The 16,529-nt window shown below is 38.1% G+C and carries 16 protein-coding genes, 2 tRNA genes and 1 pseudogene; 7 read left to right on the top strand and 12 right to left on the bottom strand.

Translation table 11 applies throughout. The features are described 5' to 3' along the window. Complete coding sequence (locus DUT70_RS03220; protein WP_113646548.1) at window positions 1-726, bottom strand: RluA family pseudouridine synthase; 726 nt, start codon at window positions 724-726, stop codon at window positions 1-3. Between the two features lie 905 nt (window positions 727-1,631). Here DUT70_RS03220 and DUT70_RS03210 point away from each other — a divergent pair. Next, a complete protein-coding gene (locus DUT70_RS03210) occupies window positions 1,632-2,477 on the top strand; it encodes an NAD(P)-dependent oxidoreductase (RefSeq protein WP_113645846.1) in 846 nt (281 codons plus the stop codon). Between the two features lie 64 nt (window positions 2,478-2,541). On the opposite strand, the gene DUT70_RS03205 is transcribed toward DUT70_RS03210, so the two are convergent. From DUT70_RS03205 to DUT70_RS03170, 8 genes and pseudogenes are all read right to left on the bottom strand, one after another. Beyond that, window positions 2,542-3,201, bottom strand: coding sequence for a CoA transferase subunit B (locus tag DUT70_RS03205; protein ID WP_113645845.1), 660 nt, complete (start codon window positions 3,199-3,201; stop codon window positions 2,542-2,544). 66 nt (window positions 3,202-3,267) lie between these two features. Then, a pseudogene (locus DUT70_RS21530) lies at window positions 3,268-3,510 on the bottom strand (four helix bundle protein). A 179-nt stretch (window positions 3,511-3,689) separates the two neighbouring features. Continuing rightward, window positions 3,690-4,391, bottom strand: a complete 702-nt coding sequence (locus tag DUT70_RS03195) for a CoA transferase subunit A (RefSeq protein ID WP_113645844.1) — start codon at window positions 4,389-4,391, stop codon at window positions 3,690-3,692. 144 nt (window positions 4,392-4,535) lie between these two features. After that, entirely contained in the window at window positions 4,536-5,618 is a 1,083-nt protein-coding gene (locus DUT70_RS03190) for a PQQ-dependent sugar dehydrogenase (protein WP_113645843.1), read from the bottom strand. A gap of 269 nt (window positions 5,619-5,887) precedes the next feature. Then, window positions 5,888-6,619, bottom strand: coding sequence for a GNAT family N-acetyltransferase (locus DUT70_RS03185; protein ID WP_113645842.1), 732 nt, complete (start codon window positions 6,617-6,619; stop codon window positions 5,888-5,890). A gap of 57 nt (window positions 6,620-6,676) precedes the next feature. Then, window positions 6,677-7,282, bottom strand: coding sequence for a Crp/Fnr family transcriptional regulator (locus DUT70_RS03180; RefSeq protein ID WP_205529721.1), 606 nt, complete (start codon window positions 7,280-7,282; stop codon window positions 6,677-6,679). Between the two features lie 3 nt (window positions 7,283-7,285). Continuing rightward, window positions 7,286-9,658, bottom strand: coding sequence for an endonuclease MutS2 (locus tag DUT70_RS03175; RefSeq protein ID WP_113645841.1), 2,373 nt, complete (start codon window positions 9,656-9,658; stop codon window positions 7,286-7,288). A 2-nt stretch (window positions 9,659-9,660) separates the two neighbouring features. Beyond that, the gene (locus tag DUT70_RS03170) at window positions 9,661-10,053 is read right to left on the bottom strand and encodes a DUF4296 domain-containing protein (RefSeq protein WP_113645840.1); all 393 of its coding nucleotides are present in this window, start codon (window positions 10,051-10,053) and stop codon (window positions 9,661-9,663) included. 75 nt (window positions 10,054-10,128) lie between these two features. Between DUT70_RS03170 and DUT70_RS03165 the strand changes: the two genes are divergently transcribed. From DUT70_RS03165 to DUT70_RS03145, 5 genes are all read left to right on the top strand, one after another. After that, window positions 10,129-10,821 carry a YggS family pyridoxal phosphate-dependent enzyme gene (locus tag DUT70_RS03165; RefSeq protein ID WP_113645839.1) on the top strand — a complete coding sequence of 231 codons (693 nt, stop codon included), beginning with the start codon at window positions 10,129-10,131 and terminating at the stop codon, window positions 10,819-10,821. An 83-nt stretch (window positions 10,822-10,904) separates the two neighbouring features. After that, on the top strand, window positions 10,905-11,375 hold the full coding sequence (locus DUT70_RS03160) for a GNAT family N-acetyltransferase (RefSeq protein ID WP_113645838.1): 471 nt from the start codon (window positions 10,905-10,907) through the stop codon (window positions 11,373-11,375). A gap of 11 nt (window positions 11,376-11,386) precedes the next feature. Continuing rightward, the gene (locus DUT70_RS03155) at window positions 11,387-12,196 is read left to right on the top strand and encodes a DUF3298 and DUF4163 domain-containing protein (RefSeq protein WP_162926559.1); all 810 of its coding nucleotides are present in this window, start codon (window positions 11,387-11,389) and stop codon (window positions 12,194-12,196) included. Continuing rightward, window positions 12,197-13,462 carry an aspartate kinase gene (locus DUT70_RS03150; RefSeq protein ID WP_113645836.1) on the top strand — a complete coding sequence of 422 codons (1,266 nt, stop codon included), beginning with the start codon at window positions 12,197-12,199 and terminating at the stop codon, window positions 13,460-13,462. A 90-nt stretch (window positions 13,463-13,552) separates the two neighbouring features. Further along, window positions 13,553-14,731, top strand: a complete 1,179-nt coding sequence (locus DUT70_RS03145) for a hypothetical protein (RefSeq protein ID WP_113645835.1) — start codon at window positions 13,553-13,555, stop codon at window positions 14,729-14,731. Window positions 14,732-14,760: 29 nt separating this feature from the next. On the opposite strand, the gene DUT70_RS03140 is transcribed toward DUT70_RS03145, so the two are convergent. Both DUT70_RS03140 and DUT70_RS03135 read right to left on the bottom strand, forming a co-directional pair. After that, entirely contained in the window at window positions 14,761-15,366 is a 606-nt protein-coding gene (locus DUT70_RS03140; RefSeq protein WP_113645834.1) for a hypothetical protein, read from the bottom strand. A 174-nt stretch (window positions 15,367-15,540) separates the two neighbouring features. Further along, window positions 15,541-15,625 (bottom strand) — tRNA-Ser (locus DUT70_RS03135). Between the two features lie 125 nt (window positions 15,626-15,750). Between DUT70_RS03135 and DUT70_RS03130 the strand changes: the two genes are divergently transcribed. Further along, window positions 15,751-16,386, top strand: coding sequence for a GNAT family N-acetyltransferase (locus tag DUT70_RS03130; protein WP_240432010.1), 636 nt, complete (start codon window positions 15,751-15,753; stop codon window positions 16,384-16,386). A gap of 57 nt (window positions 16,387-16,443) precedes the next feature. Here DUT70_RS03130 and DUT70_RS03125 read toward each other — a convergent pair. Beyond that, window positions 16,444-16,528 (bottom strand) — tRNA-Ser (locus DUT70_RS03125). Window position 16,529 lies beyond the last annotated feature (1 nt).

The following is a 16,529-nucleotide window of genomic DNA, read 5'->3' as shown; positions in this document are numbered from 1 at the left end:
CTAACTATCAAACTTGTCCAATAGTTTCAATAATGTAGCAAAGTCTTTAGGATAAGGAGCTTCCACTAAAATATCCTTTCCATCCAAACCTTTAAACGTAATTTGCTTAGCATGTAAGGCGAAACGCTTCATTATAGGTTGCTCCTCTTCATCAGTTAACCGATATCCCCTTTTAATTTTAGAAAGAAAAACAGGTTTTCCACGATACATCGTATCTCCACAAATCGCTGCACGTTGAGTAGCCAAATGTATCCTGATTTGGTGCATACGACCTGTTACAGGCTTACATTCTACCAAGGTATAATGCTTATAGTATTTTAACGAATTAAAGTAAGTTTCGGCACGTTTGCCTTCTTGCCTGTCAATGGTTACATTTTTATTGCCATCATTCAAAATCGGCAAATCCACAAAAAGATTGTCAAATTGGAATTGACCATCAACCACTGCATGATAAATTTTGTTTACTTTTCGCTTTTCAAACTGTATCGAAAGGTTACGGTAAGCCTCAGGATTTTTGGCAATCACAATAGCACCCGAAGTTTCCTTATCCAACCTGTGGCAAATCTGCGCATCTTCCGTGTACAGCCTCGCCAAACGCAAAATGTTCACTTCACCAGCACCAGCAGCACCGCGTTCATCTAGTGAAGCCACAAACGGAGGTTTATTGATAACGATATAATCTTCGTTTTCGAATAGGATAAGATCTTTAAAATTGGGATATTTCAAATGGATACAAATTAAAGCTGCAAAAATACAATACATTTAGCACTTTATTGGCCTTATGGCAAGTCTAATTTCTGAAATTTTAGTGGCTAGTGGTTAGTTAGTCTATTGAATATTGGTCATTGGGTCATTGGTTTGAGACTTACGAAGTTTAACCTTAGTTTTTTGATTGTTTTAAAGGTAAGGTTGATGGCTTCGCCGTTTAGAAACTTCGTAAGTCTATTTGGAAACAAACCCTATTTGTCATCCAGAGCGTTACCTGTACCGACTCTTCGGTAGCGAAGGATCTCTTTAAGCCAGTTATTCGGTGAATCATTATGATGTAATGACCATGCTTATTGACCCCTTCAGGGCACTTTTTCAATTGCTGGCGTACCTCTTCAAAAAACATGCGCATCTTTTGGGCAAAACCTAACGTAGTCTTGAGCAAAAGATGCGCATCTTTCTGGTAAAAGATGCAGCACTAATTTATCATTACACATTTGCCTTTTTCAAAGCTGTATTTTTCTTTTCCATCAGCTCTCGTACAATGTCATATTATCGCACCCTTAGTTTGTCATTCAGAGTGCAACGAAGAATCTTTTGAAACTGGTTATCATTTTTAGTGGTTAGTCACTAGTGGTTAGTTATTGGAACTTGATTATTAGTCATTCCGTTCCTACGCTACATAGTATTTTCTTTGAAGCATATCCAAAGATCTTACTTCGTAGCTGCTCCTCGGCCTCCACTACGGTCGAAATGACGTTATAGGTACGTTGGTGCAGGTCGATTTAAACGAAGACATTAACCTTGCCCCAAAACAAACGAAATATCTAAATTAGCAGAAAAATAAGTCGAATGTATTTATTAGGGAACTTCCATATATTTTAAATACAACAGCTTGATTCACTTTATCACATTTAAGAAAAATGACGCAACATACTACATTAGGATGGATAGGCTTAGGCAACATGGGTAGCCCAATGGCTAAAAACCTCATCAAAGCAGGTTATCCTATATCCGTTTATAATCGCTCAGCCGATAAAACAGAAGATTTTAAAACGATCGCTACCATTTGCAAAAACATTGGTCAACTGGTACAAACAAGTGACGTAATTTTCACCATGCTCACCAACGATGAAGCCATAAACCAAGTTTATGCCGAAATATTGAATGAAGAGCTGGAAGGAAAGCTTTTCATTGATTGCAGCACCATTTCCCAAGAATGTTCTCTAACCATTGCTCAACAAATTAAAGCAAAAGGCGCTGGTTTTATAGATGCACCAGTGGCAGGCAGTACGCAACCAGCAGCGGAAGGCACGTTAATTATGATGGTTGGAGGTGACGAGAAAGATATTGCGAAGGCTCAGCCCTATTTTAATAAATTAGGAAAGCTTACTAAGCATTTAGGCGAGAACGGAAAAGGAATTGCAGCTAAGTTATCCATCAATTACTTTCTTTCATTGATTTATCAAGGTTTGGCAGAAACAGTTTTGTTGTCCGAAAAATTAGGTATTCAGCGTAAGGATATGCTCGAAATCATCAATGAAAGTGCTAGCGGAAGCGGTGCTACCAAAGTGAAAACCCCTTTGCTGATCCAAGAAAACTATCCGCCTGCTTTTGCATTGGATTTGATGCTTAAAGATATTTTACTGGCACAAAAGGCAGGTGCAGATTTCCCATTGTCGGAAGCGGTTATCAATACTTATCAAGCAGCACACAACAAAGGATTGGGTGGTGATGATGTAATTGGAATCATCAAATCGTTGAAGTAGTATCAAATATAGACTTACGAAGTTTTAGAAACTTCGTAAGTCTCAAAAAGTATAGTCTTTAACACTAATCAATCACCATTTCTGGCACATCGTCATCGGCATACAGCTTTCCTGCGGTAGCTTTTCTAATCTCTTCTACACTCACTCCTGGTGCTCTTTCTAATAGCTTAAAGCCCCCCTCAGGTAAAACATCTAAAACAGCCAATTCGGTTACTATCTTTTTAATGCATTTTACGCCTGTTAACGGCAAAGTACAATTGGGCAGTAATTTACTTTCGCCTGCTTTGTTGACATGCTGCATGGCTACAATAATGTTTTTGGCCGAAGCTACTAAATCCATGGCCCCTCCCATTCCTTTCACCATTTTACCAGGAATTTTCCAGTTGGCGATGTCACCATTCTCTGAAACTTCCATCGCTCCCAAAATGGTTAAATCTATTTTTTGAGCCCTAATCATACCAAAGCTCATGGCCGAATCAAAAATCGACGATCCTGGCAAAGTGGTAATGGTTTGCTTACCTGCATTAATTAAATCTGGATCTTCCTCTCCTTCAAAAGGAAAAGGCCCCATGCCTAGCAATCCGTTTTCTGATTGTAAAACAACATTTACTCCTTCGGGAATGTAATTGGCTACCAAAGTTGGGATACCAATACCCAAGTTTACATAATAACCGTCTTTTATTTCTTTAGCGATCCGTTTCGCTATACCGTCTTTATCTAACATAGATTAATTTGATAATTAGTTGATTTGATCATTGGCTAATTTAATCTTATCGTTACTAGCTGATGATCAAGTTATTTTCGTTTTTGAAGTAGTGATTATCTTATTAAGTATTTTTTGAATTGCTTCTATCTTCTCCAATAAATTATTAGTATCAGGATAGTTGTCGGCATGTTTACATAAAAGCAACCAATATTTTGACTCTTCGCATTCTTAGGCAGATATCTTTATTTTATGAATAAAATCTGCCTTACTTTCTGCATTTTGAGCTCTCCAAATATTAGCACCAATACTGCTTCCTGCTTTTAGCAATTGTTTTGCTAAGACACATTTCGTTTCTCCTCTAAGATCTCCGTATACTGAATAATTTGTAAAGCAAATTCAAAACTTAGTTTAACAATGATATTCTCATTAATTCTTTCATTATTCATAGGTAGAAAGTTCTGATGATCGATCTCTCCAATCATCAAATTATTGAATTATCTCATCATCTAATCCCTTTTCCTTAAAGTACGCTGCTCTATCCTCTTCTCGTAATCCTTACCCTGAAAAATGCGATGTACATAAACTCCAGGGGTATGAATATGGTCAGGTTCTAATTCGCCTACCTCTACCAACTCCTCTACTTCTGCAATGGTAATTTTACCAGCCATGGCCATCACAGGATTAAAATTCCTACTGGTAGAACGGAAAATTAAATTTCCAGCAGTATCGCCTTTCCAAGCTTTCACAATAGCAAAATCAGCATCGAAAGCATATTCCATCAGGTAATCTTTTCCGTCGAAATTTCTTACTTCCTTACCTTCCGCCACTTCGGTACCTACCCCTGCAGGCGTGAAAATAGCGGGCATACCATATCCAGCAGCTAAGCAACGAGTGGCTAAAGTTCCTTGCGGAATCAATTCCACCTCAAGTTCGCCACTCAATAACTGACGCTCAAATTCGGCATTTTCACCTACGTAGGAAGAAATCATTTTCTTTACCTGACGTTGTTTTAGCATGAGTCCTATGCCAAAATCATCTACGCCAGCATTGTTCGAAATACAAGTTAAATCTTTGGTGCCTTTTTTTACTAAGGCAGTGATGCAGTTTTCGGGGATACCACATAAACCGAAGCCGCCCAGCATAAGGGTTTTCCCATCCGTAATGTCAGCGATGGCCTCATCGGCGTTTGCTACAACTTTGTTGATCATATTTGGTGTGTTTTGCGACTAAAATAGGATTAATCTATCGCTTTGCAAAAGTAAAGTGTAGCCTATAACATTGTAAGGGCTACACTAAGGTGATCTTTAAAAACAAGATTAACAGCTGGTTAATAAGTGTGCGAAGCTTATTCGCTACTTATAAATTTCTACAATCTTATCACCTGATCCATTACTAGTACATAAATATATTTTGCCTTCTGGCGATTGGCAAACCGCTCTAATTCGACCAAAATCACCCACAAATAAGTCTTTGGTTTCAGCAACCGCAGTTTGTGCATCGTTTAATTTTAGCTGCATTAACTTGGTGCCTTTTAACAAACCCAACAGCAGGGAATTTTTAAATTGAGGGATGTAGTTTGAATTGTAGTAAATCATTCCACTTGGTGCAATGGTTGGTGTCCATTGGATAATAGACTCTGCTACATTATTCTGATTACAAAAGGCGGTTTCATTGGTAGCATCACATTTGCCTCTTACAGTAGGCCAACCATAATTACGACCTTTTTCAATAATATTAATTTCGTCATCAGTATCTGGTCCGTGTTCCGAAGAAAACAACTTATTCCCTACCAAGGCTAAACCTTGAGGGTTCCTGTGGCCGAAAGACCATACAGGGCTATTAGGGAATGGATTATCGGCAGGAATACTTCCATCTAAGTTAATACGTAATACCTTTCCAGCTACGGAATTGAGGTTTTGGGGTGTGCTGGTATCATTAGCATCGCCAGTGGTGACGAACAATTTGTCGCCATCAATAAGCAATCTACAGCCATTATGGATACTGGCCGCAGGAATATTGTCTAATAAAGTTTGTGGACTGGTTAGACTATTGTTGCTATAAGTAAGCCTTACCAACTTGTTTTTATAAGGATTTCCATAACCATAAAACACATACACATAAGGGCTTGCTCCAAAGTTAGGATGAAGCGTCATACCCAATAAACCACCTTCGCCCTGTGCACTTACTTCTGAAATGGTATGTAGCAAGGTTACTTGACTGTTAGCGGGATTTAGTCTGCTAATTTTCCCCGATTTTTCGGTGAACCAAATGAGGTTATCGGGGCCATACACCAGTTCCCAAGGTAGAGACAGATTGGAAACCAACGTCCTGGTTTTAAGGTCTACAGGCGTATCATCATCCCCACTATTGTTACCATCTTTTTTACAACCAATACTTAAGAGCAGTATTCCAAAAACAATCCATAACTTTTTCATATCCCTAATATTTTAAGGACACAACAATCATAAGTCGCTTTTGGTTTATAATCAGTCAAATAGATGGTTGATTACCTTATTAAAACATAACCTAAGTTCCATTTCTAACTTATTGGTAATGTAAAACTGATGCTGAAATAAATTCAGCATGACGGTGAGCTTGGTTTAACGTTACCCTGACCTGTAGCGAAGCAGAAAGCTGTGCAATAAATTTATTTCAGGGTCAGCTATACACCGAAAGAGTTAAACAGTAATAAACTAGCAATATATTAGTCGAACTTAGGCACATAGTTCTTAATGATGAAATCTTCCGTGAACCCAAGTCTTTGATAAATTCCTTTTCCAAGTTCAGAGGCTTGCAGCGTTGCATAGGAGATATTTTCAGCGATGGCTCTATTGAGCAGAAGATACATGATTTCTTCTGCAAATCCTCTTCTCCTCATCTCTGGAACAATCCCCACACCATGTATCCCTGCAACTTGCTCATTTGGATGATAAATTGCGGTGCCTACCAGTGCTCCGTTAAAATAAAAAAGATTGTATTCCATCTCATTCATAGTTTGGATGAGTATTTCTTCGCCAATCACATAGCCAAAACATTTCGGATAAATGGCTGCCCAAAATTTAGCTTCCTCGGTATTAGATACTCTTTTAGCTGTTAAAGAACTGGATGACGGGAATGGTTTGTTTAATGGAAGCGACATACCGGTTTGAAACGATTTTTGGGTAAAACCTTCCAGTGCTATTTCTGAACCTTCATTGGGGTAAATATCCCAATGAGGAAATACTAAAGACTGTTCGGACGAAGCCATTTTTTGAGATAAACTAATGAGTAGCTCGTTAGTTAGAGGCTGTTTAATCCATATTTTGTTAGGCCATTCAGAGTTTTTCACGCAACTCAATTCGTAATTGTTTTCGTTCACATAATGCCCAACAGCCTGTCCTACTTTAACCCACAAAGAAGTAAGGTTATCTATATTTAATTCGTTAATATTTTCCATAGAGGCAAAGTTCTACCCTTTATCAAACAAAAACATTTACATATGTTGATTTTGATCTCATTTTAAATCTTTTCTGATTCGAATTAATTGTGTGGGGGTAATTCCCAAATGCGAGGCAATGTGATGCAATGAAATCTTTCGATCGATACCAGGATTTTCTTCCATGAATTTTTCATACCTGACACTGGCACTTTCCATCACTAAGGACACTTCTCGTTGTTCTTTATCCATCACCCATTCCTTTTCGAGGTAAGCAATATAATAGTTTTTTAGGTCGTCTTTTTCGAGAATGAACTGCTTGAATTTGGTGAAATTGAGACTAAGTAATATGCTTTCGTCCAAAGCCTGTAAGGTAAATGAAGACGGCTTTTGCAGTAAGGCCGAAACCATTGAACCTACCATTTTGCCAGCTAGGAAAATATTTTTGTTATAGGTGTGTCCTTCTTGATCACTAGAATAAGCCCTAACGACTCCACTGCCTAAAAAGTAGATGTTTTTAGCGACATCACCTTCGTTGAGTAAAATATCGTTTTTAGAGATTTGTTGAAATTTAACAAGGTCTTTAACCAATTCAAATGAAGATAAAGTAATGCTTGAATAATTGCACAAGTAAGTTCTTAACGCATCCAAATAAAACACTTTATCTTCATCTGAGATATCCACTGGCTATTTCATATAAACGTAAGTAATACCATCTCCACCTCTATCCAAATGTTCATCTTCCATTCGGTCTACTTGTTTGTAGTATTGCTTTAAATGGGTCCTGATCAACTTACGCAAAATACCATCGCCCTTACCATGTATAATTTTAATGGATGGAAAACCTAACATCACGGCCTTGTCCATGTAATTCTCTAATTCTTGCAAAGCCACTTCACCACGCATACCACGCAAATCAAGTTCGGCCCTAAAATTACTTACGGCATCGCTTAAACTATTGGTAAATGAGGTACGCTGCACAAGCTTTTTCACCTGTCGGTTACTAATTTTTTGCACTCGGTTACGTTTTACTACCGAGCGTAAGTCACCAAAGGCAACCACTAAATTGTTTTTATTGATTTCTAAAATCTGCCCAGTATTTTCGGTGCCAAGCAATTGTATCCAGTCCCCAACTTCAATTTCAGTATCATCAAACTCTATCACTGGTTTAGGCTCTGGCTTTACTTCATTTTTAGCCAGCCCTTGCTGTAGATTTTGTCTAATTTCTCGAGTTGCTTCCCGATCAGCCTGCTTCTTTTTAATTTGGGCAATGGTGTTCTCTACCAGCTTATTAGCATCTTTAATGATGTTTTGAGCTTGAACCTTCGCATCTTTAATCAGCGTTTTCTTATTCTCTTCAAGAAAAGATTTTTGCTTTTCATTTTCAGATAGCAGTTGGTTCAGCTTATTCTGCTGATTGGCCAGTTTCACTTTGGTTTCATGCACTTGACGTTTTTCTCGCTCCAAGTTCACCAATAAACTATCGATACTATTTTGGTTGGTGCCAATCTTTTGTCTAGCCAATGCCAATACCTCTTTTTGCAAGCCAATGTTTTGTGCAATTTCAAAAGCATAAGAGCTACCTGGCTTTCCAATATCTAAAATATAAAGCGGCTTCATTTTACTGTTATCAAATAACATGGAAGCATTTTCTAAACCTTCGGTATCGCCAGCAAAAAGTTTAAGGTTAGAATAGTGAGTGGTAATTACGCCACGTACCTTTTTTTGATTAAGCACCTCAAGTACTGCCTCGGCCATTGGTCCGCCAAATTGTGGGTCGGTTCCTGTGCCAAACTCATCAATCAATATCAAGGTTTTAGGTGTGGCGTGTTCTACAAAATAGCGCATCTTGTTCAAATGGGCGCTGTAGGTACTCAAATCAGATTCTATGGACTGGTCGTCACCAATATCTGCAAAAATTTGATTGAAAACTCCCATTTCGCTATGCTCATCCACAGGTACCAATAAACCTGTTTGCAACATCATCTGCAAAAGTCCAACGGTTTTCATACAAACCGACTTACCACCCGCATTTGGTCCTGAAACCAGCACAATCCGCATGCCTTCATTTAAATGGATGTTTAAAGGCACAACGCTTTTTTGATCATTGGCAAAGGAAAGCAACAGCAAAGGGTGCTGAGCATTGATCAGCTTTGTTTTAGGCTCTTTGACCAATACAGGCATTTGAGCACCAATTTTGATGGCGAATAAAGCTTTTGCTCTTACGAAATCTAACTTGGTTAAAAATCCGTGATACGAAAGTAATATCGGAATATACGGCCTAAGTTCCGTCGTAGTAGCGATCAGGATACGGATAATCTCCCTGCGTTTATCAAACTCTAGATCGCGAAGCTTGTTATTTAGCGTAAAAACCTCTTCTGGCTCCAAATAAACGGTTTGTCCACTGGCTGACTCGTCGTGGATAAAGCCTTTGATTTTACGTTTGTTTTCGGCTAAAATGGGGATGCACATCCTACCATCACGAATGGTCAAACTACCATCGGCTACCCAATTGCTGGCTACGGCACTTTTATAGATGGAATCCATCTTTTTACGAACTTCTTGTTCACCTTTGGAAATAGCCGTGCTGATTTCTAACAACGTTGCAGAAGCATTGGGCTTAATTTTGCCTTTCGCATCCAGTACCGTTTCTATTTTTTTAAGGATATTCCGCTCAATGGGCAGGTGTTCAAATAGTGCTTCTAAACTAGGGTAAACCTCTTTACGCTCATCAAAAAAGCGAATTACGGAAAATACCGTTTGCAAGGAAGTGTATATTTTGAACAGTTCCTCTTCCACTAGGTAACTGCCTTCTACTTTAATCTTATCGGCCAGCACTTTAATGTCAAAAAAAGTACTAATCTGTAGGGGTTCCTGGTTCTCCAGGATACTTTTAAACTCTTTGGTTTGACGCAAAAACTTGTCAATCTGGTCATGCTTGGTCATTACCTGCATCTTATCAACCAAGTTTTGACCCATGGTGCTTAGGCAATAATCACGCACCAATTGCCTTACTTCGTTAAAACCTAATCTCTCTTCGCAATTTTCAGGGTACAGCATATTTATTTTACAGGTTGCGGCGCTGCTGGTTTGGCTGCTTCAGCTGCCGTTTGCTTTTCGTGCTTCTTAATTAAATCTTCTCTACTTTTGTTGATCTTATCGCTAATCCTATCGTACATTTTCGATAGCAAATCAGGGCGACTATAATAATATGCCATACTTTTTGCATGCATGGCCGAATCGATGCCAAATTTCTTGAAAATGCCTTTGTAGATTGGTGCCGACACTTTCTTGGCACTATCTGGCGTAGGAATAGACGATACATAACCGTCTACCACATGGATATCAAATAATATTTTTTCCATTTCTTCGGGTTGTACAATATCCTTCGGAATACCAGGTTTACAGCTAAAAGCCAACACCGCGCAGAAAAATAGCAACAAAAATCTCGTCATTTCTTGATTAAAACTTCAGCTTTCTTAGCCAAATTAAAAAAGGGTTGTTAATTTTACCTCCAAAAATACTGATAAATGAGCATTGCTGATAACTTATTGAAATATAAAAACGAAATTGAGAGCCAAGGTGTAAAGTTGGTAGCAGTTTCGAAGAATCATCCTGCAGAGGCTGTAATGGAAGCTTATGAAGCTGGTCAACGTGTTTTTGGTGAGAATTTGGTGCAGGAAATGGTAGATAAGCAAGCACAGTTACCAGCTGATATTGAATGGCATTTGATTGGTCACTTACAGACGAACAAGGTTAAATACATTGCTCCTTTTGTAAAATTGATTGAATCTGTAGATAGCTTAAAACTGCTTAAAGAAATAGATAAACAGGCGGCGAAGCACAAACGTGTAATTGATTGCCTATTGCAGATTTATATTGCTGATGAGGAAAGTAAGTTTGGGTTAGGCTTTGATGAAGCTATTGAACTATTGCGTTCTGAGGAGTTTGAAGCGATGAAAAATGTGCGCATTATAGGTTTAATGGGCATTGCCACCAATACAGCGCAAGAAAAGCAAACCATTGCCGAGTTTAACGAGCTAAAAGTGTTATTTGATGGCGTGAAAGTAAGTTTTTTCAGAAAAGCTGATTCCTTTAAGGAGATTTCGATGGGCATGTCGGCCGATTATAAATTAGCCATAGCAGAAGGAAGCACCATGGTAAGAATTGGCAGTAATATCTTTGGGAAAAGAGTGATTAAACACTGGAAAAACAAAGAGTAAATAGTTGAAAGTTGGAAAGTTACTTACAGCGTGAGTGCAAGTTAGCATAAGCCAAAAAACTAACCACTAGTACCTAAAAAAAAATGAATATTAAATTAAGAAGAGCAATCGCCGAGGACTGTCCACGTTTATTGGAACTGATTATGGAATTAGCCATTTATGAAAAAGCGCCACAAGAAGTAACGGTTACCTTAGATGAGTTTGTAGCGGCTGGCTTTGGAGAAAATCCAGTATGGAAATCATTTGTGGCTGTTGATGGCGAAAACATCGTTGGTCTTGCTTTGTTTTATGTGAGATACTCCACTTGGAAAGGTTGTCGTTTATATTTGGAAGACTTTTTGGTTACAGAAAACTACCGCGGAAAAGGCATTGGAAAATTACTGTTTGACCGTGTAGTGCAAGAGGCTAAAGAAGGAAATTTTAATGGGATGAACTGGCAAGTGCTTGACTGGAATACTCCTGCGATTAACTTTTACGATAAGTATGGCGCAGCTTATGAAAGTGAATGGTTAAATGCTTCCTTTTCCAAAGAGCAGTTGGAAGCACTAAATTAAATCTTATAGATATGAAAAAAATTATCTTACCCCTAGTAGCTATTAGTTTATTAATGGCTTGTAGAAATGAGAACAAGGACAAAAAAGTTGCCCATGTAATTACTGCTGAAAATGACACGCTTACCTATCGTTATGATTCGGTGAAGGTGGTAAGTAATAATTTAGTAAAGCCAGGTGTAAATTCGGAAGCAGATACTGCAAACGCAGTGGTAAAATATCCTGTTTTTGACAATGATAGCTTAAACCACTACATCAAAAAGCAAGTATTCGATTACTTTGGAAAAGATGAACATCCTACCGCTTATGAAGATGTAGCCAGTAGTTTCATTAGAGGCTATAACGATTTTTATATGGAAAATCCTGGAACGGCTCAATGGTGGTATTTGCTGATTGACATTAAAGTAATGCGTCAATTGCACAATTACATTGCCCTAAAGTACATCCATTCTGATTATGCTGGCGGTGCGCATGGCAACACCTCTATCTCTTACATCAATTATAACCCAAAAACCAATCAACCTATTGTGTTAGATTCGTTGATTTTACCCAATAAAAAAGCGGATTTACTTAAGCTAGCAGAAGGTATATTCAGAAAAAATGAGCACATGAGTGCTACAGAGCCTTTAGATAAACGCTACTTTTTTACCAATGGAAAATTCTCCTTGCCAGCAGCATTTTATGTGAGCGATAAAGGCCTGACTTTCCTTTACAATCCTTATGAAATTAAAGCATACGCCGAAGGAACCACTGAATTGGTAATCCCATTTGCAGCCCTTGGCGATATTGCTAAACCACAAACCATCTTAACTCCTATAGAATAAATGCAGGTATACAAGTTTGGTGGAGCATCCATCAAAAACATCGAAGGAATAAAAAACGTTACTCAAATTATACAGTCCTACGGCACAAAAAACTTACTGGTGGTCGTTTCGGCAATGGACAAAACGACGGATAGGTTACAGGAATTAGCCTTTGCACACATTAATGGTGATGAAAACCAGCATCAATTGCTTGAAAACATCAAGGCGTTCCATTTTGATATCATTGGAAAGTTGTTTCCAGACACTAAAAATCCAGTGTATAATGACGTATCCAATACTTTTGTAGAAATAGAATGGCTTTTAGAGGAAGATGCCGAAGACAGTGCCGACTACCTTTATGACCAAATTGTTTCCATTGGTGAATTGGTTTCTTCCAAAATTATTGCGGCTTATTTGAATCAGCAAGGCACTTTCGCCATTTGGCAAGATGCTAGGAATTATATCCAAACGGATAACAATTACCGAGAAGCAAATGTGCAATGGGATAAAACTACCCAAGCGATACAAAAGCAGTTGCCTAACTATTTAGAGCAAGGTATAGTGTTAACGCAGGGCTTCATTGGGGCAACCAGCGAGAATTTCACCAGTACTTTAGGTCGCGAAGGTTCCGATTACAGTGCAGCAATTTTTAGTGCAGCACTTGATGCCGAGAAAATGACCATTTGGAAAGATGTTCCGGGAGTACTCAATGCCGATCCAAAATGGTTTGACGAGACGGAGAAAATTCCGCAACTCTCCTATCACGATGCCATTGAGCTGACCTACTACGGTGCTACGGTAATCCATCCAAAAACGATTAAACCCGTACAAAATAAGAGCATTCCTTTGTATGTAAGATCTTTTATCCATCCAGAGGAAAAAGGAACCGAGATCAGCAGTGAAGCAACTACTATTCCTATTCCTTCATTTATATTTAAGGTTAACCAGGTATTGTTGTCAATTTCGCCTAAAGATTTTTCTTTCATTATTGAAGAAAACTTGAGCCATATTTTTGCCATTCTGCACAAAAACAAAGTAAAGGTAAATACCATGCTTAATTCGGCCATTAGCTTTTCGGTAAGTGTTGACGAAGATGATTCTAAAATTGAACGCCTAATTAATGATTTATCGGCGGATTTTAAGGTGAAATACAATAAAAATATGGAGTTGGTAACGATACGTTATTACAACCAACAAACCATTGATAGGGTAACTACGGATAAAAAAGTTTGGTTAGAAGTAAAAAGCCGTAACACCTGTCAAATGGTGATGAAGAATAGAGATTAATTTTTGAGGAATTGTTGTATAGCTTAATTGTTATCTGGTTAGGAACAAACTACTAACCACTAATTACTAACCCCTAGCCACTATTATTTCATGAACAATAACATCTTAGGAAAGGAAGTACAAGCTTACATCAACAGTCATTTAAACGCTGATGTGAGTAAAATTGTGCTGTCAAAATCTCCTTTTCCTGAGGTAAGTTCTGCGGAATTGGCCAATCAAATTGCAGCCAAAAAGAAAGCGGAGAAGAAACTGCCGACTTGGTTTAACACTAAAGAGGTTTATTATCCAACTATGTTATCTATTGAGCAAACTTCGTCAGAAGATACTGCAAAGTATAAAAGCAACCTGGCAAAAGGAAAACGCCTGATTGATATTACTGCTGGTTTTGGGGTAGATAGTTATTACTTCTCCAAAAAAATGGAAGAGGTTTATAGTTGTGAAATCAACGAAGAACTCTCGGCCATTTCTGCGTATAACGCTGAATTACTGGACGCAAAATCTATTCAATGTCTCGCCATAGATGGTTTGGCCTACCTTTCGGAAACCGAGGGCACATTCGATACCATTTATATAGACCCTGCCAGAAGAAGCACCAGTGGAAAAGTTTTTAAACTGGCCGATTGTACGCCAAATGTGGTAGAACATTTTCAACTACTATTGAATAAGGCAGCGCGAATCATCATTAAAACCTCCCCTTTATTAGACCTTCAAGCAGGATTAACGGAACTGAAAAATGTTTCCGAAATTCACATTGTAAGCGTCAAAAACGAATGTAAGGAACTCTTGTGGGTAATTGATAAGAATTTTAACGAAGAAACAAAAATCATCTGTGCTACTTTAAATTCGAGCATTAAGCAAATAGAGTTGCCCTTACACGACGATAGTGATGTAGTCTTGATGGAAAAGGTGCAAAGCTCAGGTTATTTATACGAACCTGATGCAGCGCTGATGAAAAGCGGTGCTTTTAATGCCATTGCCAATGCATTTACTTTAACAAAACTCGGAAAACAAAGCCATTTATACTTTTCTGAAGATCTTAAGGAAGATTTTATTGGCCGCATATTTAAGATAACGCAAATTTATGCGCCTAATGAGCTTAAAAAGGAAAAGAACTTGCAAGGGAACGTCATCATTAGAAACTTCCCAGAACGAGCAGAAAACCTAGTTAAAAAGCTTAAAATAAAACCCGATCAAGACACATTTTATATCTTTAGCCAAGTACAACAGGATTATGTTGTATTTAAAACGGTGATTGAGCAGTATTATTGAAAAATCGTTAGCTTAATGACGAACGGTCCTTAAAATTCGTCATTCAAAATCTCATCTATCCCCTCCACAAAATCTAAGGTGGTAGTAATAAGATGGCTTCGATAAGCTTCGATACATTCATTCCCATTCTCAAAAAGTTCGGGGAAGTGCTTAAGTGTCAGTTCATGCAAAACTTGATCAACCTCTTCGGTAAACTGTGACATTTTGATATTACTTTCTTTCATGTCATCAACCAAATCTTCAAGCTCTTCAAATTTATCTGCTATCGCTTCGCTGTTTTGTATCGACAAATTCTCTACATGTTGAATATGTTGATCAAGCATATCTCTGTTAAGGGAATTAAAAAAAATGAGTACATAAGGATCTAAATCAAATCCTTCATTATTCATCATGTCTAAAACCTTGCTATGTTTTGGTCCGTAACCACCTATGCTAGAACGGATTTTATGAAGATATCTGGAAGCTTCTACATCCTCTTGCGCTATAAACTTCAACAGCTTATCAAAAGGAACAACAAGGGGTTTTTCAATTTCTGGCTGATTACTAATACGATAAAATAGGTTGACTAGTGCAATATCATGCCCTACTTCATCAAGCATATTCTCAATGGTAAATCTTGTTAAAATGTGTTTCATAGTAAATGTTTTTTAGTTAGAATTATAAGCAATATATGAAGAAAATCAATAATTCAGATATAGTTATGCTTATACTGGCGTACAAAATCGACCTTATACTTTGCGAAAGCTAGGGAGTGTGTTGCTTATTTGAAAAGAAATAAAAAAAGCCATCCTAAAGGACGGCTTTTTCCGCGGAGAGCGAGGGATTCGAACCCCCGGACCTGTTACAGTCAACAGTTTTCAAGACTGCCGCATTCGACCACTCTGCCAGCTCTCCGCCGCAAAAGTACAAACTCTAATCAATTTTGCAAACTTTGATTAAAAAAATGTTAAATAAAGTTTAAAGGCCTTTGCCAAACCTATTGAAAACCAAAAAAAATAGCTTTAAAATAAAACTGTAAATTGCCTATAAAGGCAAAACTTACGGCTCTTAATGCAAATAAAAATGCTCTCGACAGGCAATATTTCGATAACTTGATGAGTATAGGTGTATTTTACATTATGAGAGAAATTACTTTTAGATTATTGAAACAAAATGAGCTAATCAGGATAAAGGAAATTGATAGGACCGAAAATATATTTGAATATTACGAATATAAAGATGGTGAACTGATCATAAAGTCGGTACATGATTTGGTTAATTCCTTTGATGAGGCGGAACTTCAAGAGATGATACAACGCCAGCACCTACTGATTGCCAACGGCGGAAAAGTGATTGCCGCATTTTCTGATGACAAACTGATAGGCGTAGCTTCCGTTGAACGAAAACGAAGAGGCAAGAAACAGCACTATTGCAAAATGGATATTTTGTATGTGAGCAATAGCTACAGGGGGAATAAAATTGGACATCAATTGGTTCGGAAGTGTGTGAAGATTGCAACAACATTTGGAGCGGAAAAACTCTATATCTCGGCAACGCCTACCAAAGCAACTGTTGATTTCTACTTAAAGGAAGGAGCCAGTTTGGTCGAGGAAATTGATGAAGAATTGTTTGAACTGGAACCATTTGATATTCATCTTGAGCTGAAAGTAAATTGAGCTGCTGCTAATGAAATAAAAAAAGGGAACGATTTTCACATCATTCCCTTTTTTGTGCGGAGAGCGAGGGATTCGAACCCCCGGACCTGTTACAGTCAACAGTTTTCAAGACTGCCGCATTCGACCACTCTGCCAGCTCTCCG

Source organism: Pedobacter chitinilyticus, assembly GCF_003313385.1.
In the GTDB taxonomy this organism is placed as follows: domain Bacteria; phylum Bacteroidota; class Bacteroidia; order Sphingobacteriales; family Sphingobacteriaceae; genus Pedobacter; species Pedobacter chitinilyticus.
Note: the sequence above shows the minus strand (reverse complement) of the source record. Positions and strands in the feature narration are given on the sequence as shown.

What these genes read in the sequence shown, in the direction of transcription:
- DUT70_RS03150 (WP_113645836.1), top strand. Translation starts at nt 12,197, where the DNA reads ATGCAGGTATACAAGTTTGGTGGAGCATCCATCAAAAACATCGAAGGA.
- DUT70_RS03190 (WP_113645843.1), bottom strand. Translation starts at nt 5,618, where the DNA reads ATGAAAAAGTTATGGATTGTTTTTGGAATACTGCTCTTAAGTATTGGT.
- DUT70_RS03185 (WP_113645842.1), bottom strand. Translation starts at nt 6,619, where the DNA reads ATGGAAAATATTAACGAATTAAATATAGATAACCTTACTTCTTTGTGG.
- DUT70_RS03140 (WP_113645834.1), bottom strand. Translation starts at nt 15,366, where the DNA reads ATGAAACACATTTTAACAAGATTTACCATTGAGAATATGCTTGATGAA.
- DUT70_RS03205 (WP_113645845.1), bottom strand. Translation starts at nt 3,201, where the DNA reads ATGTTAGATAAAGACGGTATAGCGAAACGGATCGCTAAAGAAATAAAA.
- DUT70_RS03160 (WP_113645838.1), top strand. Translation starts at nt 10,905, where the DNA reads ATGAATATTAAATTAAGAAGAGCAATCGCCGAGGACTGTCCACGTTTA.
- DUT70_RS03175 (WP_113645841.1), bottom strand. Translation starts at nt 9,658, where the DNA reads ATGCTGTACCCTGAAAATTGCGAAGAGAGATTAGGTTTTAACGAAGTA.
- DUT70_RS03155 (WP_162926559.1), top strand. Translation starts at nt 11,387, where the DNA reads ATGAAAAAAATTATCTTACCCCTAGTAGCTATTAGTTTATTAATGGCT.
- DUT70_RS03170 (WP_113645840.1), bottom strand. Translation starts at nt 10,053, where the DNA reads ATGACGAGATTTTTGTTGCTATTTTTCTGCGCGGTGTTGGCTTTTAGC.
- DUT70_RS03165 (WP_113645839.1), top strand. Translation starts at nt 10,129, where the DNA reads ATGAGCATTGCTGATAACTTATTGAAATATAAAAACGAAATTGAGAGC.
- DUT70_RS03195 (WP_113645844.1), bottom strand. Translation starts at nt 4,391, where the DNA reads ATGATCAACAAAGTTGTAGCAAACGCCGATGAGGCCATCGCTGACATT.
- DUT70_RS03145 (WP_113645835.1), top strand. Translation starts at nt 13,553, where the DNA reads ATGAACAATAACATCTTAGGAAAGGAAGTACAAGCTTACATCAACAGT.
- DUT70_RS03210 (WP_113645846.1), top strand. Translation starts at nt 1,632, where the DNA reads ATGACGCAACATACTACATTAGGATGGATAGGCTTAGGCAACATGGGT.